Annotated in this window: 20 protein-coding genes; 7 read left to right on the forward strand and 13 right to left on the reverse strand. The window is 72.6% G+C overall.

The features are described from left to right. Positions 1–157 precede the first annotated feature (157 nt). Both ACLBX8_RS16870 and ACLBX8_RS16875 read left to right on the forward strand, forming a co-directional pair. Positions 158–1,435, forward strand: coding sequence for an HlyD family secretion protein (locus ACLBX8_RS16870; protein WP_447715544.1), 1,278 nt, complete (start codon positions 158–160; stop codon positions 1,433–1,435). After that, a complete protein-coding gene (locus ACLBX8_RS16875) occupies positions 1,432–3,111 on the forward strand; it encodes a DHA2 family efflux MFS transporter permease subunit (protein ID WP_447699442.1) in 1,680 nt (559 codons plus the stop codon). The genes ACLBX8_RS16870 and ACLBX8_RS16875 overlap by 4 nt, the downstream gene beginning before the upstream one ends. Before the next feature lie 68 nt (positions 3,112–3,179). Here the strand turns inward: ACLBX8_RS16875 and rimM are convergent, their stop codons facing one another. The 5 genes from rimM to ACLBX8_RS16900 are packed head-to-tail and all read right to left on the reverse strand — an operon-like array spanning position 3,180 to position 6,383. Next, complete coding sequence (gene rimM, locus ACLBX8_RS16880; RefSeq protein ID WP_447699443.1) at positions 3,180–3,875, reverse strand: ribosome maturation factor RimM; 696 nt, start codon at positions 3,873–3,875, stop codon at positions 3,180–3,182. Positions 3,876–3,887: 12 nt separating this feature from the next. Further along, entirely contained in the window at positions 3,888–4,250 is a 363-nt protein-coding gene (gene rpsP, locus ACLBX8_RS16885) for a 30S ribosomal protein S16 (protein ID WP_020092607.1), read from the reverse strand. A 7-nt stretch (positions 4,251–4,257) separates the two neighbouring features. Next, positions 4,258–4,590, reverse strand: a complete 333-nt coding sequence (locus ACLBX8_RS16890; protein ID WP_012320554.1) for a chorismate mutase — start codon at positions 4,588–4,590, stop codon at positions 4,258–4,260. Continuing rightward, on the reverse strand, positions 4,587–6,146 hold the full coding sequence (gene ffh, locus ACLBX8_RS16895) for a signal recognition particle protein (RefSeq protein ID WP_042675612.1): 1,560 nt from the start codon (positions 6,144–6,146) through the stop codon (positions 4,587–4,589). The genes ACLBX8_RS16890 and ffh overlap by 4 nt, the downstream gene beginning before the upstream one ends. An 18-nt stretch (positions 6,147–6,164) precedes the next feature. Then, positions 6,165–6,383 carry a glutathione S-transferase gene (locus tag ACLBX8_RS16900; RefSeq protein ID WP_026604841.1) on the reverse strand — a complete coding sequence of 73 codons (219 nt, stop codon included), beginning with the start codon at positions 6,381–6,383 and terminating at the stop codon, positions 6,165–6,167. Between the two features lie 300 nt (positions 6,384–6,683). On the opposite strand from ACLBX8_RS16900, the gene ACLBX8_RS16905 reads away from it, so the two are divergent. Beyond that, positions 6,684–7,313 (forward strand): ATPase, encoded by a 630-nt coding sequence (locus tag ACLBX8_RS16905; RefSeq protein WP_100251408.1) that lies wholly within the window; start codon positions 6,684–6,686, stop codon positions 7,311–7,313. 426 nt (positions 7,314–7,739) lie between these two features. Then, positions 7,740–8,777: an aromatic ring-hydroxylating oxygenase subunit alpha gene (locus tag ACLBX8_RS16910; protein ID WP_447699497.1), complete on the forward strand. Its 1,038-nt coding sequence runs from the start codon at positions 7,740–7,742 to the stop codon at positions 8,775–8,777. A 7-nt stretch (positions 8,778–8,784) separates the two neighbouring features. Here ACLBX8_RS16910 and ACLBX8_RS16915 read toward each other — a convergent pair whose 3' ends face one another. Further along, entirely contained in the window at positions 8,785–9,507 is a 723-nt protein-coding gene (locus ACLBX8_RS16915; protein WP_447699444.1) for a class I SAM-dependent methyltransferase, read from the reverse strand. Between the two features lie 75 nt (positions 9,508–9,582). On the opposite strand from ACLBX8_RS16915, the gene trmD reads away from it, so the two are divergent. Together trmD and ACLBX8_RS16925 are read left to right on the forward strand one after the other, a co-directional pair. Continuing rightward, a complete protein-coding gene (trmD, locus tag ACLBX8_RS16920; RefSeq protein WP_447699445.1) occupies positions 9,583–10,347 on the forward strand; it encodes a tRNA (guanosine(37)-N1)-methyltransferase TrmD in 765 nt (254 codons plus the stop codon). Positions 10,348–10,698: 351 nt separating this feature from the next. Then, entirely contained in the window at positions 10,699–11,868 is a 1,170-nt protein-coding gene (locus tag ACLBX8_RS16925; RefSeq protein WP_447699446.1) for a phosphoserine transaminase, read from the forward strand. Positions 11,869–12,083: 215 nt separating this feature from the next. Here ACLBX8_RS16925 and ACLBX8_RS16930 read toward each other — a convergent pair whose 3' ends face one another. The 3 genes from ACLBX8_RS16930 to tesB all read right to left on the reverse strand — a co-directional run bounded on the left by ACLBX8_RS16930 (position 12,084) and on the right by tesB (position 15,203). Then, positions 12,084–13,583, reverse strand: a complete 1,500-nt coding sequence (locus ACLBX8_RS16930; RefSeq protein WP_026604842.1) for an ammonium transporter — start codon at positions 13,581–13,583, stop codon at positions 12,084–12,086. An 81-nt stretch (positions 13,584–13,664) separates the two neighbouring features. After that, positions 13,665–14,003: a P-II family nitrogen regulator gene (locus tag ACLBX8_RS16935; protein ID WP_010683623.1), complete on the reverse strand. Its 339-nt coding sequence runs from the start codon at positions 14,001–14,003 to the stop codon at positions 13,665–13,667. 300 nt (positions 14,004–14,303) lie between these two features. Beyond that, entirely contained in the window at positions 14,304–15,203 is a 900-nt protein-coding gene (tesB, locus tag ACLBX8_RS16940; protein WP_447715545.1) for an acyl-CoA thioesterase II, read from the reverse strand. Between the two features lie 98 nt (positions 15,204–15,301). On the opposite strand from tesB, the gene ACLBX8_RS16945 reads away from it, so the two are divergent. Further along, positions 15,302–16,567, forward strand: coding sequence for an FAD-dependent monooxygenase (locus tag ACLBX8_RS16945; protein ID WP_447699448.1), 1,266 nt, complete (start codon positions 15,302–15,304; stop codon positions 16,565–16,567). Positions 16,568–16,598: 31 nt separating this feature from the next. Here ACLBX8_RS16945 and ACLBX8_RS16950 read toward each other — a convergent pair whose 3' ends face one another. The 4 genes from ACLBX8_RS16950 to ACLBX8_RS16965 all read right to left on the reverse strand — a co-directional run bounded on the left by ACLBX8_RS16950 (position 16,599) and on the right by ACLBX8_RS16965 (position 20,963). After that, positions 16,599–17,552 (reverse strand): phosphatase PAP2 family protein, encoded by a 954-nt coding sequence (locus ACLBX8_RS16950; protein ID WP_447699449.1) that lies wholly within the window; start codon positions 17,550–17,552, stop codon positions 16,599–16,601. Positions 17,553–17,626: 74 nt separating this feature from the next. Beyond that, positions 17,627–18,661, reverse strand: coding sequence for an acyltransferase family protein (locus ACLBX8_RS16955; protein ID WP_447699450.1), 1,035 nt, complete (start codon positions 18,659–18,661; stop codon positions 17,627–17,629). 133 nt (positions 18,662–18,794) lie between these two features. After that, positions 18,795–19,298 carry a cupin domain-containing protein gene (locus tag ACLBX8_RS16960; RefSeq protein ID WP_020092621.1) on the reverse strand — a complete coding sequence of 168 codons (504 nt, stop codon included), beginning with the start codon at positions 19,296–19,298 and terminating at the stop codon, positions 18,795–18,797. 132 nt (positions 19,299–19,430) lie between these two features. After that, entirely contained in the window at positions 19,431–20,963 is a 1,533-nt protein-coding gene (locus ACLBX8_RS16965; protein WP_447699451.1) for a glycosyltransferase family 2 protein, read from the reverse strand. Positions 20,964–20,968 lie beyond the last annotated feature (5 nt).

A 20,968-nucleotide genomic window follows, 5' to 3' on the forward strand; every position in this document is an offset into this window, starting at 1 on the left:
GTTCCGGGCGCAGAACGCCGCAGTGCGGCATGCGTTCCTAGGCGGGCTGATCCGCGCGTGGAACCTTGGGCCTGCGGCCGGCTTTTGCTGCCTGAGGCGGGCGATGCGACAAGCCCGGTCACCCCCGGGTGGCCGGCCCATCGGGCGACGACTTTCCATGTTCGACGATCAGCGGCACCTCTCCGAGGACGAGGCGCGCCCGCGGCCGGCCGACGGCCGGGCCGTCGCGCGCGAGCGCGACGTGCTCGATCTCAACCGCGCCGCGCCGGCCGCGGACCGCGAGACCGACCGCGAGACCGCGCGCAAGCCCGGCGCGGACGAGGCCGACGGCGCGCCCGAGGCGCGGGACGGGCAGGCCGACGACGACGCGGCGGATTCCGACGACGACGGGGACGAGGCGCGGCGCCCCAACGTCCTGCGGCGCCACCCGCTCGCGTTCCTGCTCGGCGGGCTCGCGGTCGTCGCGCTCTGCGTCGGCGTGTTCTTCTACTGGCTGCTCTACATGCACCCCTACGAGAGCACCGACGACGCCTTCGTTGACGCGCGCAGCATCTCGATCCAGCCGAAGGTCGGCGGCTACCTCGTGGACGTGCCGGTCACCGACAATCAGCACGTCGAGGCCGGCCAGATCCTCTTCCAGGTCTTCCAGCGCGACTACGACATCGCCCTCGACCAGGCGAAGGCGCAGGTCGCCGCCGACGAGGCCGGCATCAAGAACATCGACGCGCAGATCCAGGCGCAGTACGCCAACATCGAGGTGTCCAAGGCGCAGGTCGCCACCGCCGAGGCGGCGCTGAAGTTCGCCCAGGAGGACGCGGCCCGCTACAAGGACCTCGCCGAGCGCGGCTCCGGCTCGGTCCAGCAGTCGCAGTCGGCGACCTCGACGCTGCAGCAGCGGCAGGCGGCGGTCCAGAGCGCCAATGCCAGCGTGGTCGCCGCGCAGAAGCAAGTCGGCTCGCTCCAGGCCCAGAAGGCCTCGACCCAGGCGCAGCTCGGCCGCGACCGGGCGCAGGTCGAGCAGGCCGAGCTGAACCTCGGCTACACGACGGTCCGCGCCGTGCAGGCCGGCCGCGTCGTGCGGCTCACCGGCGGCGTCGGCCAGCTCGCCCAGGCCGGCCAGACCCTGGCGATGTTCGTGCCCGACGACATCTGGGTGACGGCGAACTTCAAGGAGACGCAGATCACCGACATGCGGCCGGGCCAGCCGGTCGACATCGAGATCGACGCGTATCCCGGCCGCAAGATCCAGGGCACGGTGGCCTCGGTGCAGCCGGGCTCGGGCACGGCCTTCAGCCTGCTGCCGGCGCAGAACGCCACCGGCAACTACGTGAAGGTGACCCAGCGCATCCCGGTCAAGATCGTGGTCAAGACCTGGCCGACGGACGTGTCGATCGGCCCGGGCATGTCGATCGTCCCGACCGTCACGGTGCGGTGAGCGCCGTGGCCGGCCGGGGGAGCGCGGCCGCGCCCGGGCGCAGGCCGGGTGCGGGCAAGGCGGCAGGCGGCAAGGCGGCAGGCGGCAGGGCCGCGTCCGGGAAGGCGCCAGGCGGCCACAATCCGTGGCTGATCGCCGGCGTGGTCGCGCTGGCGACCTTCATGGAGGTGCTCGACACCACCATCGCCAACGTGGCCCTGCGCTACATCTCGGGCGGCCTCGCGGTCGGTCCGGACGAGGCGGCCTGGGTGGTGACGAGCTACCTCGTCGCCAACGCGATCACGCTCACGGCGTCGAGCTTCCTGGCCAAGCGCTACGGCCGCAAGGCGTTCTTCATGTGGTCGGTGGCGCTGTTCACCGTCTCGTCGATCCTGTGCGGCTTCGCCTGGAGCCTGGAATCGCTGCTGCTGTTCCGGGTGATGCAGGGGCTCGGCGGCGGCGGCATGGCGCCGCTCGCGCAGTCGATCCTGGCCGATTCCTTCCCGCCGGCGAAGCGCGGCCAGGCCTTCGCGCTCTACGGGGTCGCCATCGTGGTGGCGCCGGTGATCGGCCCGACGCTGGGCGGCTGGCTCTCCGACAACGCCTCCTGGCACTGGTGCTTCCTGATCAACGGGCCGGTGGGCGTGATCGCCCTCGGGCTGATGTACTGGCTGATCGAGGACAGCGACGCGGCCAAGAAGGAGCGCCGCGCCCTGGTGCGCAAGGGCATCCGCTTCGACATCGTCGGCTTCGTGCTGGTCGCCCTGTTCCTCGGCTCGCTGGAGGTGATCCTCGACGAGGGCCAGCGGAAGGACTGGTTCGGCACCTCGACGCTGATGAACGTGTCCGGCGTGCTGATGGTCGTCTCGTTCATCGCCATGATCCCGTGGCTGCTGACCCGCGAGAACCCGGCCGTCGACCTCCGCCTCATCGGCAACCGGCAGTTCGGCTCGTGCTTCCTGGTGATGATGTTCACCGGGGCGATCCTGATCGCCACCACGCAGTTCATCCCGCAGATCACGCAGGAATATTACGGCTACACCGCCACCCTGTCGGGCCTCGTCCTCGGCCCGGGCGGCATCGTCACGGTGGTGATGATGTTCCTCACCGGCCGGATCTCGTCCTTCGTCCAGCCGAAATGGCTGATCGCCACCGGCATGACCATCGTGGCGCTGGGGATGTACGACCTGACGCGGATCGACGGCAGCACGACCTTCGCGTTCTTCGCGTGGTCGCGGGTCTATATCGGCATCGGCCTGCCGATGGTGTTCCTGTCGATCACCTCGGCCTCGTACGAGGGGATCCGCAAGGACCAGACCGATCAGGCCTCGGCGCTGATCAACGTCGCCCGCAACGTCGGCGGCTCGATGGGCGTCTCGCTGGCGCAGAACATCCTGGCCTACCGGAGCCAGTTCCATCAGAGCCGCCTCGTGGAGAGCGTCAACCCGGCCTCACCGGCCTATCAGGAGACCATGCGGCAGGCGACGCAGTACTTCTCCGAGCACGGCTACGCCGGGATCGAGGCCCAGAACCAGGCGACGGCGTGGATCGGGAGCGTCCTCAGCACGCAGGTGGCCTACTGGGCCTATATCGACGTGTTCTGGGTGCTCGGCCTCGTCGCGGCCTGCGCGGTCCCGCTGGCCCTGAGCCTGAAGAGCGTCAAGCTCGGCGGCGGGGCGCCGGCCGGGGGGCATTGAGGGCGGTCGCGGCCAGGGCGCCGTCCGGACTCCGGACGCGCCGCCGGCGCGCGGACCGACCGCCGTCCCTAGCCCGGATCGTCGGCGGGCTTCTCACCCGGCGCCGCGAACAGGTCCTCCGGCGCGACCACGGTGACGCGGCGCTGCGCCACGTCGAGGACCGGCACGAAGGCCTTCGTGAAGGGCAGGAGCGCGGTGGCGCCGCCGTTCGGCGGGCGCAGTTCCAGGAGGTCGCCGCCGCCGTAATTCGGCACGGCCACGATCGTCCCGACGAGGGTCCCGGCCTCGTCCACCGCCGCGGCGCCGATCAGGTCGGCGGCGTAGACCTCGTCGTCGTCCTCGGGCGCGGCCAGACGGTCGCGGGGAACGTACAGGGCGACGCGGTTGAGCGCCTCCGCGGCGCTGCGGCCCGAGACGCCCTTGACCCGGGCGATCAGCATGTCGGGCGACGGGCCGGGGGCGGGACGCACATCGGCGAGGGTCAGCATCCGGCCGTCGGCCGTCTGGAGCGTTCCGTAGCCGGCGATCGCCTGCGGATCGCCGGTGTAGGATTTGAGCCGGACCTCGCCGGTGAGGCCGTGCGCCCGCCCGAACTCGCCCAGCAGGACGAGGTTCGGATCGGGCGGCGCGGGCCGGGGCGCCGGCTTGGGGGCCGGCGCCTTGGGCGAGGTCGCCGCGTCGGGCGCGATCTTGCCGATCGCCGAGCTCGTGCGGCCTCGGCGGCCGCCGTCGCGGGAGGTGGGACCTGCGGGGCGGCGCGCCATGACCGGTGCGCCTTACGCGGCGGCGTCCTCGGCGGGAGCGGCGGCCTTCTCGGCGCGCTTGGCGGCGCGCTCCTTGGCCTTCTCGCCCGGCTCGGCCTTCTGCGGGTTGTTGCGGGTCGGGCGCTTGGCGAGGCCGGCCTGGTCGAGGAAGCGCAGGACGCGGTCGGTCGGCTGCGCGCCCTTGGCGAGCCAGCTCTGGATCTTCTCGTTGTCGAGCACGATGCGGGCCGGATCGTCCTTGGCCTTCATCGGGTCGTAGGCGCCGACCTTGTCGATGAAGCGGCCGTCGCGCGGGGCGCGGGCGTCGGCGACGACGATGCGGTAGTAGGGGCGCTTCTTGGCGCCGCCGCGGGTGAGACGGATCTTGAGGGCCATGGTCTGACTACTTTCGCTGTTGCTCGATCTGGGACTCGTGGTCCGCCTTGATCGACTGGTGGTGCCGAATGACTTCCTTGACCACGAAGGCCAGAAACTTCTCGGCGAAGTCGGGGTCGAGCTTGGCCTCGACCGCGAGCTTGCGGAGCCGGGCGACCTGACGGGCCTCCCGGTCCGGATCGGAAGGGGGGATCCCCTTTCGGGCCTTGAGCTCGCCGACCCGCTGCGTGCAGCGGAAACGCTCGGCGAGGAGGTGGATCAGCGCCGCATCGAAATTGTCGATGCTGTCCCGCAGGCGCGCGAGTTCGGGATCGACGGCCTGGGCCGCGAGCACGCTCATTTCTTCTTCCCCGGCATGAACCCACCGAGACCCGGCAGTTTCGGGCCGCCGAGGCCCGGAAGTCCGGGAAGCTTGGGCATCCCGCCCCCGCCCAGTCCCGGCGGCATCGGCGGCAGCTTGCCGCCGAACTGCTTCTCGAGCTGCGCGATCTGCTCCGGCGTCGGCTCCGGCATGCCGGGCGGGAGACCGGGCATTCCACCGCCCATCCCGCCACCGAGGCCGAACATCGAGCCGAGCGCCTGCCCGATCCCGCGCTTGCCCTGGCCCATCGCCTTCATCATGTCGGCCATGGTCCGGTGCATCTTCAGGAGCTTGTTGATCTCCGAGACGTCGACCCCCGAGCCCGCCGCGATGCGCTTCTTGCGGCTGTTCTTGAGGAGGTCGGGATTCTTCCGCTCCTGCGGGGTCATCGACGAGATGATCGCCCGCTGGCGCTTGAACATCTTCTCGTCGAGGTTGGCGCCCTCGACCTGCTTCTTGATCTGGCCCATCCCGGGCAGCATGCCCATCAGGCCGCCGATGCCGCCCATCTTCTCCATCTGGGCGAGCTGCATGGACAAGTCTTCGAGGTCGAACTTGCCCTTGCGCATCTTCTCCGCGGTGCGGAGCGCCTGCTCGTGGTCGATGGTCTCGGCGGCCTTCTCGACGAGCGAGACGATGTCGCCCATGCCGAGGATGCGGTTGGCGACGCGGGCCGGGTGGAACTCCTCCAGCGCGTCGACCTTCTCGCCGACGCCGACGAGCTTGATCGGCTTGCCGGTGACGGCGCGCATCGACAGCGCCGCGCCGCCGCGGGAATCGCCGTCCATACGCGTCAGCACGATGCCGGTGACGCCGAGCCGCTGGTCGAAGGCGCGGGCGGTGTTGACCGCGTCCTGGCCGGTGAGCGCGTCGGCGACGAGCAGCACCTCGTGGGGCCTCGTCGCGGCCTTCACCTCGGCGGCCTCGGCCATCAGGCCCTCGTCCACCGTGGTGCGGCCGGCGGTGTCGAGCATCACCACGTCGAAGCCGCCGAGGCGGGCCGCGTCCATGGCGCGCTTGGCGATCTGCACCGCCGACTGGCCGGCGATGATCGGCAGGCTCTCCACGCCGACCTGCTTGGCCAGCACCGCGAGCTGCTCCATGGCGGCCGGGCGGCGGGTGTCGAGCGAGGCGAGCAGGACCTTGCGCTTCTCGCGGTCGGAGAGGCGCCGGGCGATCTTGGCGGTGGTCGTGGTCTTGCCCGAGCCCTGCAGGCCGACCATCAGGATCGGCACCGGGGCGGGGGCGTTGAGATCAACGGTCTCGGCGTCGGTGCCGAGCATCGCCACGAGCTCGTCGTTGACGATCTTCACGACCATCTGGCCGGGCGTCACCGACTTGAGCACGACGGCGCCGACGGCCTTCTCCTTCACCCGGTCGGTGAAGCCGCGGACCACCTCGAGGGCGACGTCGGCCTCCAGCAGGGCGCGACGCACCTCGCGCATGGCGGCGGTGACGTCGGCCTCGGTCAGGGCACCGCGACGGGTGAGCCCCGAGAGGATGCCGGAGAGGCGGTCGGACAGGCCTTCGAACATGTTCCTGACGCCCCGCCGTTACTGCTCGAGCCCGGCGCGCTCGACGCGGCGCGCCTGGAGGGCGGCCTCGAAGCCGCGCACGGCCTTGGCGAACTTGTCCCGGCAGTCCGGGTTGCAGAAGCCCACCACGGCGCCGTTGTAGAGCGTCAGCGAGTCCGCCGAGATCGGCTTGCCCGACCACGGGCAGGTCTCGTTGATCGCGTCCTCGATCTTCAACGCTTCTTGATCTCGCGTCATGCGGGTGCCTCGGCCGGCGGATCCCGTCCTCGCATATCGGCCAACGCCCATCGCGCCCGAGGGCGCGGACGCGCTGTCGGGCGTTGACCTCCGGCCTCGCGGGACCGGTCGGCTTGGCATCGGTCGATCTGCTACGGATCGGGAGGCCGGGGCGTAGCGGCAGCCGGCCGGAAAGTCAATTTTTCGGCCCGGCCGGCGCCGCGGCGGTGCCGAAACGGGCCGCCGATCGGTGTTAACTTTTACCGATCGTTAAGCATGTTGGGATTGTCTTCGGGCCATATTCGATCAGGACGCCCGCCGATGTCGGAACCCGCCCGCTCTCACTCGCCGACCGAGTCCGGCAGCTTTCCCGCGACCGGTCCGCTCCGCGACTGGCTGACGGCGATGAAGGCCCAGGCGCCGGCCGAGGCCCGCGGCGATACCCGGCCCGAGGAGACCCTGCCCGAGGCGAAGCGGCCGCGCGGCGGGGAGACGGCGTGGTCGCCCCGCGTCGTCCCCGCCCCCGAGGCGCCGCGGGCCGCGGCCGAGGATCCCGACATCGCCGAGCTGATGGCCGAGAACCTGATGCTGAAGGCCCGGCTCCGCGTCGAGGCCGAGCGCCAGGACGAGCTGCAGGCCATCCTGGCCGACGAGATCCGGACGCTCCGCGAGCATATCCGCGACGAGATCGGCTCCCTGGAGGATCTCCGGGCCGAGCAGGAGGACGTCCGCGTCGAGCGCGAGGAGTTCCGCGGCGAGCGGGAGCGCTTCCGGGCCGAGCGCGAGGAGCTGCGCGCCGAGCGCGACCGGGCGATCGCCGAGCGGGACGCCCTGCGGGCCGAGCGGCTGACCCTGGCCGGCGAGCGCGACGCCCTGCGCGAGGAGCGCGACCTGTGGCGCGCCCGGACCGAGGCGCTGGCCCAGCCGCTGTTCCAGTCCCAGCGGCGCTGAGCGGCGCTGTGCGGCGCCGACCGCATGTCCGGACCCTGAAACGCCGAAGGGCCACCCGAGAGGGTGGCCCTTCCATTGCCGAACCGTGTTGTCCGGCGGAACTGTCCCGAGATCGGGTCTCTGACGCGTCTTAGAGCGACGCGCCGGAGGCGACGGTCCAGGTCCGATGAGCCGAGACACACGGCTGATGACAATGAGACACTGGATCACCTCCTTTCGTTGGTTGCGGGTGAGGCGAAGGTAGGTGGCCGCGCCCGGCTTGTGAAGCCCCGCGCCTGCGCCCGTTTGTCCTCCCCAGCCCGGCGCTTCCCCGTCCCGGCAGCCGGGCGTATGACGGGCGCCCCGAGGTCTGCCCGAACCGCCTTGAACGCGCCCTTCGCCAACCCGCCGCGCCCTGCCGACGAGGCCGCGCTCGATCCCGACGCGATGCGCCAGCCGCTCGGCAACGCGTGGTACTGCGTCGGGCAGTCCCGGAGCCTCGGCAGGGCGGGCGGCCGGTCGGCCCTGCGGGCCGTGGCGCTGAACGGCGAGCAGATCGTCCTGGGCCGCGCCCCCGACGGCGCGCCCTTCGCGCTGCGCGACCGCTGCCCCCACCGCGGCATGGCCCTGTCGAAGGGCCGCTTCGACGGCGACACCCTGATGTGCCCGTTCCACGGCTGGCGCTTCGGCACCGACGGGCGCTGCCGCGACGTCCCGACCCTGTCGGAGCACGACGCCGCCGACTTCTCGCGCATCCAGGTGCAGCGCTTCCCCGTGCGGGAGAGCGCCGGCTTCCTCTGGGTCAACCCGCATCTCGGCCCGGCCGCGGGCGCGGTGCCGGAGGTGCCGGCGCTGGAGTTCGAGCCGGCCGGCTCCCTCGTGGTCGAGCTGGAGGTCGAGGCCTCCTTCGACTTGACGACGCTGAGCCTCGTCGATCCCGGGCACGTCGCCTTCGTCCACGATTCGTGGTGGTTCCGGCCGTCGAAGCAGCTCCGCGAGAAGGTGAAGACCTTCCAGCCGGTGCCGCACGGCTTCGTGATGACGAGCCACGCCACCACGACGAGTTCGCCGGTCTACCGCCTGCTCGGCGGCATCCCCGAGGTCGAGATCGAGTTCCGCCTGCCCGGCGTGCGCCTGGAGCGCATCCGCGCGGGGGCGAAGCGGGTGGCGAACTACACCTTCGCGACGCCGCTGACGCCGGACCGGACGCTGCTCACCAACGCCCTCTACTGGAGCATGCCGGCCCTGAACCTGCTCAAGCCGGTCGCGCGCCCGCTGATGCGGCAGTTCCTGACCCAGGACCAGCAGGTGCTCCAGCACGCGCAGGACGGGCTCGACCGCAAGCCCACCATGGTGCTGTTCGGCCAGGGCGACCTGCCCTCGCAGTGGTATTTCCGGCTGAAGCGCGAGGCCCTGGAATCGGCCCGCGACGGGCGCCCGTTCGTCAACCCGCTGGAGCGCCGCGAGCTGCGCTGGCGATCCTGAGCCACTTCTACCGCGCCGTCGCGTCGTCGCGGCAGGGCCGGATCGTCTCCGGCCTCGGGCGCGCCTCCGGCGCGGGCGCCGCGAAGATTGCCAGGTAGGCCCCGTCCGCGAGCGGCCGGAAGCCGGTCTCCCGGTAGCCCGCGGCGGCGAGCTCGCAGCGCAGGAGCGCCGGCGGCGTGCCGTGCCGCGACGGGATCGCGTCGGCGTCGACGATCCCGACCCGGGCGCCCGGGCGCATCGCGGCGGCGAGGTTGTGGAGCAGGCCGAAGGGCTGGGTGATCTCGTGGTACATGTGGACGAGGATCGCCGCGTCCACCGAGCCCGCGGGCAGGCGCGGGTCGTGCGGCTCGCCGCGCACGACCGTGACGTTCCCGAGCGCCTTCACCCGCTTCTCTAAGACCGCCAGGTAGGACGGCGTCACGTCCTCGGCGAGCACGCGGCCCCGCGGCCCGACCCGGGGGCTCAACCGCACCGCGTAGTAGCCGCTGCCGGCGCCGATATCCGCCACCGTCTCGCCGGGCGCGATGCCCATCCCCTCGGCCACCTGCTCGAACTCGCCGGCCCGGTCGCGCTCGGCCTCCGAGGACCAGCGCGGCGCGACGATCTCGGCCACGGGCCGGTCGGGCCTGGGGAAGGCGGCGGCGGGCGCGCCCGCGGGCGCCAGCGGCTCGGCGGCGCGGGCCGGGCCGGCGAGGGCGGCGGTGGCGAGAAGGGTGAGGGCGCGGATCATGGCCGACAACCCGCGGGGCGCGCCGGCGGTGCCGGGCCCGTTGACCGTGCCGCACCCCGCGCGCCATCAAGCGCCATGACGCGCGCGGACACGCCCTGGCGGGCCACGATCCTCACCCTCTACCCGGAGATGTTCCCGGGCCCGCTGGGCGTGTCCCTGTCGGGCGACGCCCTGGCGCGGGGCGACTGGACCCTGGAGGCCCGCAACATCCGCGCGCACGGCCTCGGCCGCCACCGCTCGGTGGACGACACGCCGGCCGGCGGCGGGGCCGGGATGGTCCTGCGCTGCGACGTGCTCGGCGCCGCCATCGACGCCGCGACCCTCGACGCCGCGACCGGGGCCGACGACCCGCGCCCGCGCCTGCTGATGTCGCCCCGCGGCCGGCCACTCACCCAGGCCCGGGTGCGCGACCTCGCGGCGGGTCCGGGCGCGCTGATCGTCTGCGGCCGCTTCGAGGGCGTCGACGAGCGCGTGATCGCCGGGCGCGGCCTGGAGGAGGTCTCGATCGGCGACTACGTGCTGTCCGGCGGCGAGATCGCCGCGCTGGTGGTTCTGGACGCCTGCGTGCGCCTCCTGCCCGGCGTGATGGGCAAGGTGGAATCCGGCGTCGAGGAGAGCTTCGAGGGCGGGCTCCTCGAGTACCCGCACTACACGCGCCCCCGCGATTGGGAGGGCCGCGCGATCCCGGACGTCCTCTCCGGCGGCAACCACGCCGCCATCGCCCGCTGGCGGCGGGCGGAGGCCGAGCGGATCACCGCCGAGCGGCGCCCGGACCTGCGCCCCGGGGACGGCCCCGGTCAGGCCGGCTCGAGGTCGATCACCGGGCCGTCGCGGTCGTAATCCGGCGGGTCGAGCCGCAGCGGCTGCGGCACCAGCCGCGGTGTCCGGCTCGCCTGCAGGAGGCGGGGAATTAAGGCCCCAATAACCAAGAGTAGAACGGACCAGACCGCCAATATCGCGGCGCTGTGGAAATTCATCGGCGCACCTCAAACGCTACGCGGCACCTCATTAAGGCTAACGGGCCGGGATTAATCGACTGTTCCCCGCCGCCCGAGGCCCTGTCCCGACCGGGGGCAGCGCCGCGAAGACTGCCGCCGGGACAGGCGCTTGCAAGCCGGCCGGTTTCGGCGCATGCGCGAGCCGGGACGCGCCTCCCCCGGGAGCGCGGCCCTCTGCAAGGATGGATCCGCCATGACCAGCCACCCCACGCAGCGCCCGCGCGTGCCCCACTTCTCCTCCGGCCCCTGCGCCAAGCGCCCCGGCTGGACCCCGGCCGCGCTGGCCGACGCCGCCCTCGGCCGGTCGCACCGCTCCCCCCTCGGCAAGGCCAAGCTCGGCCGGGCGATCGACCTGACCCGCACGGTCCTGCAGGTGCCGTCCGACTACCGGATCGGCATCGTGCCGGCCTCCGACACCGGCGCCGTCGAGATGGCGATGTGGACGATGCTCGGGCCGAAGCCCGTCGAGGTCGCCGCCTGGGAGGCGTTCGGCAAGGAGTGGGTCACGGACGCGCTGAAGCAGCTCAAGATCGCGCCGCGCATTCACCAGACGCCCTACGGGATCCTGCCGGACCTCGCGGCGATCGACACGAAGAACAGCGACGTGGTCTTCACCTGGAACGGCACCGCGGCCGGCGTGAAGGTGCCGGACGGCGACTGGATCGCGGCCGACCGCGAGGGCCTGACGATCTGCGACGCGACCTCGGCGGCCTTCGCCCAACCCCTGCCCTGGGACAGGCTCGATGTCGTGACCTTCTCCTGGCAGAAGGTGATGGGCGGCGAGGCAGCGCACGGCATGCTGATCCTCTCGCCCCGCGCCGTGGCGCGGCTGGAGAGCCACACGCCGTCCTGGCCCCTGCCGAAGATCTTCCGCCTCACCAAGGACGGGAAGCTGATCGAGGGCATCTTCAAGGGCGACACGATCAACACGCCCTCGATGCTGGCCGTGGAGGACTACCTCGACACCCTGGACTGGGCCGAGCGGATCGGCGGCCTGAAGGCGCTGCACGCGCGGGCCGACGCCAACGCGAAGGTCGTTTACGACTGGGTCGCGCGCACGCCCTGGATCGCGCCGCTGGCCGCCGATCCCGCGACCTACTCGAACACGGGCGTCTGCCTCGTGATCGCCGATCCGGACGTGCTCGCCCGCGGCGACGCGGCGGTCTCGGCCTTCGCGGCGGGGATCGTCGAGCGCCTCGACCGCGAGGGCGTCGCCCTCGACATCGGCGCCTACCGCGACGCCCCGGCGGGCCTGCGGATCTGGTGCGGTGCCACCGTGGAGACCTCGGATCTGGAAGCGCTGACGCCCTGGCTCGACTGGGCCTTCGCGGAGGAGAAGGCGGCGCTGACGCGGGCGGCGTAGATGCTTCGGGGTCGATGCCCGATCGCCGCCCCACATCGTCCTTGCGAGCGGAGCGGAGCAATCCAGGGCAGCGCACCACGTCCAGCCGCAGCGTTGCCCTGGGCCGCTTCGCTGCGCTCGCGATGACGGCCTGACGCGACAGAAAACCCCGGTCCTCGCGGAGCCGGGGTTTTCTCGTTCGGGAGACGCGGCCCCGCGGGGCCGCGCCGTCCGTCTCAGTAGTTGTAGGCGCGCTCGCCGTGATCGGCGATGTCGAGACCCTCGCGCTCCTCCTCCTGCGTGACGCGCAGGCCGATCGTCACGTCGACGAGCTTGTAGAGGATCGCCGAGCCGATGCCCGACCACAGCAGGGTCAGGCCGACCGCCTCCGCCTGGACGATGAGCTGGCTCATCATGTCGTAGGCACCGACGGCGAGCTCGCCCGGCTTCGAGGTGTAGTCGGGGATGCCGACGCCGCCGAGGTTCGGGTCGACCAGGATGCCGGTCGCCAGCGCGCCCAGGATGCCGCCGACGCAGTGGACGCCGAAGACGTCCAGCGAGTCGTCGTAGCCGAGCGCGTTCTTGACGGTGGAGCACATCACGAAGCAGACCACGCCGGCGACGAGGCCGAGCACGATCGAGCCCATCGGGCCGGCGAAGCCGGAGGCCGGGGTGACCGCGACGAGGCCGGCGACCGCGCCCGACAGCATGCCGAGCAGGGACGGCTTGCCCTTGAGGGCCCACTCGGCGAACAGCCACGCCACCGCGGCGCCGCAGGTCGCCACGAAGGTGTTGAGCATGGCGAGGGCGGCGGTGCCGTTGGACTCGAGGTTCGAGCCGGCATTGAAGCCGAACCAGCCGACCCACAGCAGCGAGGCGCCGATCATCGTCATGGTCAGGGAGTGCGGGGCGAGCAGGTCGCGGCCGTAGCCGATGCGCTTGCCCATGATCAGGCAGCCGACGAAGCCGGCGATGCCCGCGTTGATGTGCACGACCGTGCCGCCGGCGAAGTCGAGGGCGCCCTTCTGGAAGAGGAAGCCGGCATCCTTGTTGACCGCGTCGAGGGCCGCCTGGGCGGTCGCCTTCGAGGCGTCGTCGGTGGCGGCGGCCAGCGCCTTCGCGGCGTTGCCGACGGCGTCCGGGCCGGCCCAGTACCAGACCATGTGGGCCATCGGGAAGTAGATGATCGTGACCCAGAGGATCGTGAACACCACCAGTGCGGAGAACTTCATCCGCTCGGCGAAGGCGCCGACGATCAGCGCGGGCGTGATCATGGCGAACGTCATCTGGAAGCACAGATAGGCGTATTCCGGGATCACGACGCCGTTCGAGAAGGTCGCGACCGTCGAGTTCGCGTCGACGCCCTTCAGGAAGGCCTTCGAGAGGCCGCCGACGAAGTCGTTGAGGCCGCCGCCGCTGGTGAAGGCGAGGCTGTAGCCGTAGAACACCCAGAGCAGGCCGACGATCGACACGATCGCGAACACCTGGGTCAGCACCGACAGCATGTTCTTGGTGCGCACGAGGCCGCCGTAGAACAGCGCGAGGCCCGGGATGCTCATCATCAGCACCAGGGCCGACGAGATCAGCATCCAGGCCGTGTCGCCCTTGTTGGGGATCGGCGAGGGCGGCGGCGAGGCGGCTTCCGGTGTCGGGGTCTGCGCGAGGGACGGCTCGATCAGGAGGGCGGCGATCGCCGCCCCTCCCAAGCCGAGCATGAGGGCATGACGAAGTTTCATGGGCACGTGGCTCCCGGTCTCAAGTCCGTAGTGTTTCAGGAGGTCTGGGGATCGGCGGGCCCGGGCGCACCGGGCCGCGGATCAGAGGGCGTCGGCGTCGGTCTCGCCGGTCCGGATGCGCACCGCCTTCTCCAGCGGCATCACGAAGATCTTGCCGTCGCCGATCTGGCCGGTCCGCGCGGCCCCCGCGATGGCGTCGATCACGCTGGACGTCAGGTCCGAGGCGACGGCGACCTCGATCTTCAGCTTCGGCAGGAAGCTGACGGCGTACTCCGCGCCGCGGTAGATCTCGGTGTGGCCCTTCTGGCGGCCATAACCCTTCACCTCCGTCACCGTCAGGCCGTGCACGCCGATTCCGGTGAGCGCGTCGCGCACCTCCTCGAGCTTGAACGGCTTGATGATGGCCATCACGATTTTCATGGGCGACGCCCCCTTCGAAGTCCTCGGGAACCGTTGCCGTCACCCGACCTGCGGGACGAGCCGACCCGGACCGTCCGCAGGCTCGGGATGACCCGCGGTCGAAGGCCGCTATTCAAGGACTATGCCAGACAAGCTTGGCCGGGAACATTTTCGCCGGTCGCCATTTTGCCCATCGATTAGCCCGACGCGGCCAGATCGCGGGCAGGTCCGGTCGCGCCGCCGCACAAAGACGAGGCAATCTGCCCAATTCCGTGCATCTCGCCCCGTTGCGTGCCGGCAACACACGCGCGGCAACGCGTTTTAATCCCGCGTCGGGCGGATCAGACCCTCCTGGGCCACCGACGCCACGAGGTTGCCGGCCCGGTCGAAGATCTGGCCCCGGGCGAAGCCGCGGGCGCCGCCCGCGACGGGGCTGTCCTGGGCGTAGAGCAGCCAGTCGTCGATCTTCACGGGCCGGTGGAACCAGAGCGCGTGGTCGAGGCTCGCGGCCTGGATCGTCGGGTCGAACACCGAGCGCGCGTGCGGGATCAGCGAGACGTCGAGGAGGGTCATGTCGGACGCGTAGGCCAGCACGGCCCGGTGGAGTGCCGGATCGTCCGGCAGCGCCGAGGCCGCGCGCAGCCAGACATTGAAGATCGGGTCCGGCGCCCGGCCGCCCGCGCCGGCGGGCAGGTAGCGGTTCAGGTCGACCGGCCGCAGCGCGATCGGCCGCTCGCGGCCGAAATAGGCGGCGATCGCCTCCGGCATCCCGGTGCCGCCGGCCGCCGCCAGGGCCTTGCCGTCGAGGAGCCCCTCGGGCCCGGCCACCGCCGGCATCGCCGGCTGGTGCGTGAGCCCCTCCTCGACGACCTGGTAGGAGATCGTCGTGGCGAAGATCGCGCGCCCGTGCTGGATCGCCTTGACCCGGCGGGTCGTGAAGCTCCGCCCGTCCCGGATCCGCTCGACCTCGTAGACGATGGGCGTGCGCGGGTCGCCGGGCAGCATGAAGTAGGCGTGGAGGGAGTGGGCGGGACGGTCGTCGGGCACCGTCCGGGTCGCGGCGACCAGGGCCTGCGCCACCACCTGCCCGCCGAAGACGCGCCGCCAGCCTGTCTTAGGGTTCTGGCCGCGGAACAGGTCGACCTCCAGGCGCTCCAGGTCGAGGATGGCGATCAGCTCGGCGACGGCGTCCGTCATCGCGTCGGTGTTGGCGTCGGTCATGACCCGCGGGGTTTCCGTTCGTTGCCCGCGTGCGACATAGGCTTTTCGGACGAACCAATCCACGCGTCCCGCGCGGGACCCCTAGGAGATCCGCCCCGATGACGGCCGAGACGCCTCGCCCCGGCAGCCGCAGCCTCCTGATCGCCGGCGGCGGCCTGCCCAGCCTCGCCCTGGCCCTCGCCCTGAAGCAGGCCCACGGTCCGGCGCTGGCCGTGACGGTGATCGATCCGGGCGCCGCCGACCCCGCCCGGCATCGCGGCCGCGCCTACGCCCTCGCGGCGGGCGGGCGGCGGATGCTGGAGCGCCTCGGCCTGTGGGCCCGGGTCGCCGAAGCGGCCGAGCCGATCGGCGAGATGGTGATCAGCGACAGCCGCCTCGCCGACCCGGTGCGGCCGGTCTTCCTGACCTTCGGCAGCGAGGCGGACGCGGAGCGCGACGACGGCGAGCCCTTCGCCCACATGATCGAGGCCGAGCCGCTCGCCGCGGCCCTCGCGGAGGCCTGCCGGGCGGCGGGGGTCGCGATCGTCGCCGCCGGGGTCGTGCGCGCGGTGCCGGAGGGGGCCGCGATCCGCGCGGCGCTCACCACCGGCGAGACCCTGCGGGGCGACCTGCTGGTGGCCGCCGACGGCGCGCGCTCGCGGCTGCGCGAGGCGGCGCGGATCGGCTGGGTCGGCTGGTCCTACCCGCAGGTCGGGATCGTGGCGACGATCGGCCACGCCCGGCCGCACGAAGGCCGCGCCTTCGAGCACTTCCTGCCCGCGGGCCCGTTCGCGATCCTGCCGCTGCGGGACGGCGGCCCCCTAGGGCACCGCTCCTCCATCGTCTGGACCGAGCGGTCGGACGACGCCGAGGCCCTGCTCTCCGGCGGCCCCGACGAGGTGCTCGCCGAGATCGAGCGCCGGTTCACCCTGGATCTCGGCGCGCTCGCGCTGGAGCACGGCCCCAGCCGTCACCCCCTCGCCTTCGGCATCGCCCGCGCCTTCCGCGCCGAGCGCCTCGCCCTGCTGGGCGACGCGGCGCACGTGATCCACCCGATCGCCGGCCAGGGCCTCAACCTCGGGCTCGCGGACGCCGCGGCGCTGGCCGAATCCGTGACCGGCGCGCTGCGCCTCGGCCTCGACCCCGGCAGCCCCGACGTGCTGCGCGCCTACGAGCGCGCCCGGCGCTTCGACAGCTTCGCCATGGCGGCGGCGACCGACGGGCTGAACCGGCTGTTCTCGAACGACGCCCTGCCGCTGCGGCTCGCCCGCGACCTCGGCCTCGGGATCGTGGACAGGCTGCCGGGGCTCAAGCGCTTCTTCATCGGCGAGGCCGCGGCCGCGCGCGACTCGCGGCCCCGGCTGATGCGGGGCGAGGCGCTCTGAGGCGCTCTGAGGCGCCCGCGGGCCGCGCGCGTCAGGCCCGCCCGGGCGCGGGTCCGCCCTCGCGCGCTCCGGGGCGGAGCGCGTCCGCGGCCCGCCGCCGCCCGAGCGCCCGCGCGGCGCAGATCGCCAGGACGGCGATGACCAGCCCGGCGATCACGTCGACGAAGTAGTGGCCGCCGTCGATCGGCGTGGCGGCGATGAGGAGGACGTTGACGAGGAAGGCCGGGATCCGGGCCGCGCGCAGGTGCCAGAAGGCCCAGATGTAGAGGGCCCCCAGCGCCGCGTGGAAGCTCGGGAACGTGATGATGCCCTCGACGTGGTCGAGGGAGATCGTCCGGAGCGTGCCGTCGCGCAGGCCGGTCAGGTCCGCAACGTGGACGTAGGACGCGGCCGGGTGCAGGTTGGGGAAGTCCGCCGGGGACAGGCCCAGGAAGACGAAGTTGGCCAGGGCCGGCGTCAGCGCGGAGATCAGGACCGTCACCGTGCCGGCGAGGGCGAAGGCCAGGACGAAGTCCCGCAGGGCCCGCAGCCGACCGCTGAAGCCCAGCAGGATGACCGCCAGCATGGTCTGCAGGATCAGGCTCCGGTAGGCCAGCGAGAGCGCCAGCCCGAGCCGCGGATGGCCGTCCACAAAGGCCAGGTAGGCGCGCCAGTCCAGTCCGAGCCGCCGGTCCCAGGCGTCGAAGGTCGAATCCCAGAGTGGGCCGCCGGTGCTCGCGACCGTGTACGACAGCGCGGCCGCGCAGGCGCTGAAGGCGATGACCTGCGCCAGCGCGCTCAGCGTCGCGGCGATGCGCGGCTCGGGGCGGCGCGTGCGGTAGACCCGCGCAAGGGCCTCGAGTCCGCCGCAGGCCGCGAGGGTGACGAGGGCGCTGTCCCAGGCGAAGTGCAGCCCGGCGACCGCCAACCAGACGATCGTGGCGACCAGCGTGGCGGCGATGAGGGGCCACGCGCCGACGCCGCCGCGCGGGCGCTCAGCGAACATCGGGGCCCCTGGCGTGTGGCGCTGTCATCGAAGGTCTTGCGGCCGGAATGCTGGCGGATCGTCCCGCACAAGTCTTAAGGATCCGCCCCGGACAAGCCCGGCCGCGCGCGACGCTGGCGGCCGGCGAGCCCGTCGACCGCGCTGTCGACAACACTGTCGGCGGCCGCGCGGACGGCCCGGATCGGCCCGCGCAGCCCGCGGGCCGCGATCAGGTGCAGGGGCAGGCCGATTGCGGCGAGCAGCACCAGGCCGTCCCACCGGTCCCAGGCGGGCCAGTGCGGCGCCAGGAGGAGGAAGACGCCGCTGACGATGTAGAGCTCGAAGCTCGCCCGCCCCAGCAGGCCGGCCGCGGCGCGCGGCGGCCCGCGCAGCCGGCCGGCGACCGCCAGCGCGAACGCCGAGCCCGCCGCCGCCGTCACGACGAACAGCGCCGGGTCGCCGTAATGCCCGGTCGCGACGTGGACGAAGTTCCGCGGCGCGCAGAGCAGGAGCACCGCGAGGCCGCAGGCGCCGAGCAGCGCCGACACGTCGAACGCCCGTGGCCCGAGCCGCAGGCCCGCGACGTAGAACGGCAGGGCGCCCACGAGCGCGTGGACCTGCCAGTACGGGAACGCCCGCGCGCTGCAGGTCCACGACAGGGCGAGGGCGCCGCCCAGAACGATCCAGTAGCCGCCCGGGAAGGTCGCCGCGCGCGCCGCGGCGTCGATCACCCGCACCAGCCCCAGGGCGACCAGGAACCAGAGCACGCCCAGGCCGAAGTCGCGGCCGTAGAGCGCGGCGCGCAGCGCGTCACCGGGCGACAGGGTGCCGGCGAGGGCCTGGGGGACCAGCGCGAGGGTGCCGAACGCCAGCGCCACCGCCACGAGCCGCAGCGCGGAGCGGCAGGCTTCGCCGAGACTCGCCTCGCCCTTGATCCGGTCGACCATCCCGCAGAGCAGGAAGAAGAACGGCATGTGGAAGGCGTATATGACCCGCCAGACCGCGAGGGCCGGCCCCGGCTCGGGCCCCGACGGGCCGTAGAAGACGGGCTGCAGCAGGTGGCCGGAGAGGACCAGCAGCACGGCGAGACCGCGCGCGGCGTCGAGCTGCAGGTTGCGGGGTGGGGGCATCGGGTCGGTTCGCGGCGTCGGAGCGCCGATGATGCCGCGCCGAGCCTTAGCAAGCCGTGTCACCGGATCGCGGGATTCAACCTAGATTACGCCTCGTCGGCTCGCCGCGGCGGACGCCGCCGGCGCCCGCGCCTCAGCCGGCGACGAGCGCCCGCGCCCGGCGCAGCCACCGCAGGGACGCCTCGACCAGGGTCGGGCTGCGGTGCTTGAGGATCGCCGATTTCAGCAGCGTCCTCGGCACCTCCCAGAGCTGGACGGACCCGACCGGGAAATGCGCCACGTCGCCCGGCGTCAGGTGGTGGCGGCTGCCGTCGGCGTCGGTGACGAAGACCTCGCCGTCGAGGATGGTGATGATCTCGTCAGCGTGGTGGGTCCAGCGGAACGTGCTGGCCGTGGTGCGCCACAGGTAGACCTGCGCGCTGCCGTCATGGGTCTGCGAGACCTCCGCGACCTCGGTGACGGGGTCGCCGGAGACGACCCAGTCCGCCGGGATCGGCGCCGGGGCGAAGGCGGCGCCGCCGGACCGGACCGCCGTGCTGGCGACGGGACGACCCCGCTCGTGCAGCCGGATCTCCGCCGCGAGGCCGACCAGGGCGAGGCCGACGAGGAGGGCGGCGGCGGTGAGCGGCTTCTTCACGTTGGGCTCCCCACCCCGGCGCGGACAGTTCCGTCCGCGCATCCGCCACGATGGGTAGAGGCTCGGACTGCCCCGTTCCAGGCCGCCGCGCCGAACTTCGCGCGTTTAGCTTAACCCGGGCGCGCCGGCCGATCAGGCGGCGTCCGCCCGGCGCTCCGCGATCCAGCGCGTCGCGTCGGCCCGCGGGGCGACCACGTCGGTGTCGATGCGCAGCTGCGGGCTGTAGGCCGGATCCTCCGCGATCACGTCGCCCCAGCGGCGCAGGAAGCGGGCGATCTGCGAGCCCGGCGCGAAGCTGGTCTGCCGCGAGGCGCTCTCGTGGTGCGCCATCTCGGCGAAGGGCGTGTAGACGATGCGGTAGCCGAGCTGCCGCATTTTCAGGCACAGGTCGACGTCGTTGAAGTCGAGGGCGAAGCCCTCGTCGAAGCCGTTGACCGCCTCGAGCACCGCCTTGCGGGTGGCGAAGAGCGCCCCGGTCACCGCCGAGCAGTCGCGCTGCGTCAGCGCCCAGTCGCCGTAGGTCGGCTCCGCCGCGTCCCGGTTGTACCAGGGGTGGGCGAACACGTCGAAGATGCCGCCGGTCATGCCGGCATGCTGGATCTTGCCCGTGGGGAACAGCAGCCGGCCGCCGGCGCCGCCGACGCCGCGGTCCAGCGCGAAGGTCAGGAGCGCCTCGATCCAGCCGGGCCGGCGCACGACGAGGTCGTCGTTCATCAGGATGACGAGGTCGGTCTCGGCCGCGCGCCAGAGCGTGTTCATCTTGGCCGCGTAGTTGAACCGCTCGCCCGGAGCCCGGGTCGTCAGCAGGCGGGTCACGGTGAAGCGGTCGGAGCGGCCGCGGTAGATCGCGTCGTCGGCCACGTCGTCGCCGATCAGCACGCGGATCCGGTCGGCCGGGTAGGTGCTGCGGCCGAGACTGTCGAGCAGGTTGATCACGTGGGGCTTGGCGCCCTCGACGGCGCGGCCCTGATCGTCCTTCGGGCGGCTCTGGTTGGTCGGCACGACCAGGGTCACGGCCGGCCGCGCGTCGAAGCTCCGGCGGATCTCCAGCGTGTCCGGGGTCAGCCCCGGGGCGGTGCGCAGCGGCATGCCGGAGGCCTCGAACCAGCGATCGAGGGCGTGGGCGCGCGCCGTGCGCGTCGCCTTCGGGCGCTCCAGCGGCGAGGCGATCAGGGTCTGGGGGATCCGGTCGATGCCGATCCCCGCGGAGATCGCGCCGAGCAGGAAGCGGAACCACGCGGCGCTGCCGTGGCGCAGGCCGAAATCGGGGCTCAGGCCGGCCAGGGCCGAGACGCGGATCAGCAGCGGGAAGCCGATATAGTCGTCGGCCATCAGGAGGGCCGGGTTGAAGGCCGGCTTGCAGTGGACACTGCGGACCTGACCGGCGCCGTCCACCACGGCGTCGTCGCCGTAGAAGATGCCGATATCGGGCCGCTCCGCCAGCGCGCGCGTCAGGTGCGCCGCGAGGTCGGGGCGCAGCTCGGAGGCCGCGGGCGCGACGAAGATCGCCCGGCAGGCGGGGAACTGGCCGGCCGCGACCTGGGCGAGCCGGCGCTCGTCGAGGGGACGGAGCTGCGGGTCGAGGGGCAGCGGCAGGATCGCGTCCGGCCACGGGAGCGTGCCCCACGAGGCCGACGGGGCCGGGACCGGCTTCTTCTTCAACACGGGTC

Source organism: Methylobacterium sp. D48H (assembly GCF_053345715.1).

Excerpts from the sequence above, each read along its gene's own strand:
- ACLBX8_RS16870 (WP_447715544.1), top strand. The coding sequence starts at position 158 with ATGTTCGACGATCAGCGGCACCTCTCCGAGGACGAGGCGCGCCCGCGG.
- rimM (WP_447699443.1), bottom strand. The coding sequence starts at position 3,875 with ATGGCGCGCCGCCCCGCAGGTCCCACCTCCCGCGACGGCGGCCGCCGA.
- rpsP (WP_020092607.1), bottom strand. The coding sequence starts at position 4,250 with ATGGCCCTCAAGATCCGTCTCACCCGCGGCGGCGCCAAGAAGCGCCCC.
- ACLBX8_RS16890 (WP_012320554.1), bottom strand. The coding sequence starts at position 4,590 with ATGAGCGTGCTCGCGGCCCAGGCCGTCGATCCCGAACTCGCGCGCCTG.
- ffh (WP_042675612.1), bottom strand. The coding sequence starts at position 6,146 with ATGTTCGAAGGCCTGTCCGACCGCCTCTCCGGCATCCTCTCGGGGCTC.
- ACLBX8_RS16900 (WP_026604841.1), bottom strand. The coding sequence starts at position 6,383 with ATGACGCGAGATCAAGAAGCGTTGAAGATCGAGGACGCGATCAACGAG.
- ACLBX8_RS16905 (WP_100251408.1), top strand. The coding sequence starts at position 6,684 with ATGTCGGAACCCGCCCGCTCTCACTCGCCGACCGAGTCCGGCAGCTTT.
- ACLBX8_RS16910 (WP_447699497.1), top strand. The coding sequence starts at position 7,740 with ATGCGCCAGCCGCTCGGCAACGCGTGGTACTGCGTCGGGCAGTCCCGG.
- ACLBX8_RS16915 (WP_447699444.1), bottom strand. The coding sequence starts at position 9,507 with ATGATCCGCGCCCTCACCCTTCTCGCCACCGCCGCCCTCGCCGGCCCG.
- trmD (WP_447699445.1), top strand. The coding sequence starts at position 9,583 with ATGACGCGCGCGGACACGCCCTGGCGGGCCACGATCCTCACCCTCTAC.
- ACLBX8_RS16925 (WP_447699446.1), top strand. The coding sequence starts at position 10,699 with ATGACCAGCCACCCCACGCAGCGCCCGCGCGTGCCCCACTTCTCCTCC.
- ACLBX8_RS16930 (WP_026604842.1), bottom strand. The coding sequence starts at position 13,583 with ATGAAACTTCGTCATGCCCTCATGCTCGGCTTGGGAGGGGCGGCGATC.
- ACLBX8_RS16935 (WP_010683623.1), bottom strand. The coding sequence starts at position 14,003 with ATGAAAATCGTGATGGCCATCATCAAGCCGTTCAAGCTCGAGGAGGTG.
- tesB (WP_447715545.1), bottom strand. The coding sequence starts at position 15,203 with ATGACCGACGCCAACACCGACGCGATGACGGACGCCGTCGCCGAGCTG.
- ACLBX8_RS16945 (WP_447699448.1), top strand. The coding sequence starts at position 15,302 with ATGACGGCCGAGACGCCTCGCCCCGGCAGCCGCAGCCTCCTGATCGCC.
- ACLBX8_RS16950 (WP_447699449.1), bottom strand. The coding sequence starts at position 17,552 with ATGTTCGCTGAGCGCCCGCGCGGCGGCGTCGGCGCGTGGCCCCTCATC.
- ACLBX8_RS16955 (WP_447699450.1), bottom strand. The coding sequence starts at position 18,661 with ATGCCCCCACCCCGCAACCTGCAGCTCGACGCCGCGCGCGGTCTCGCC.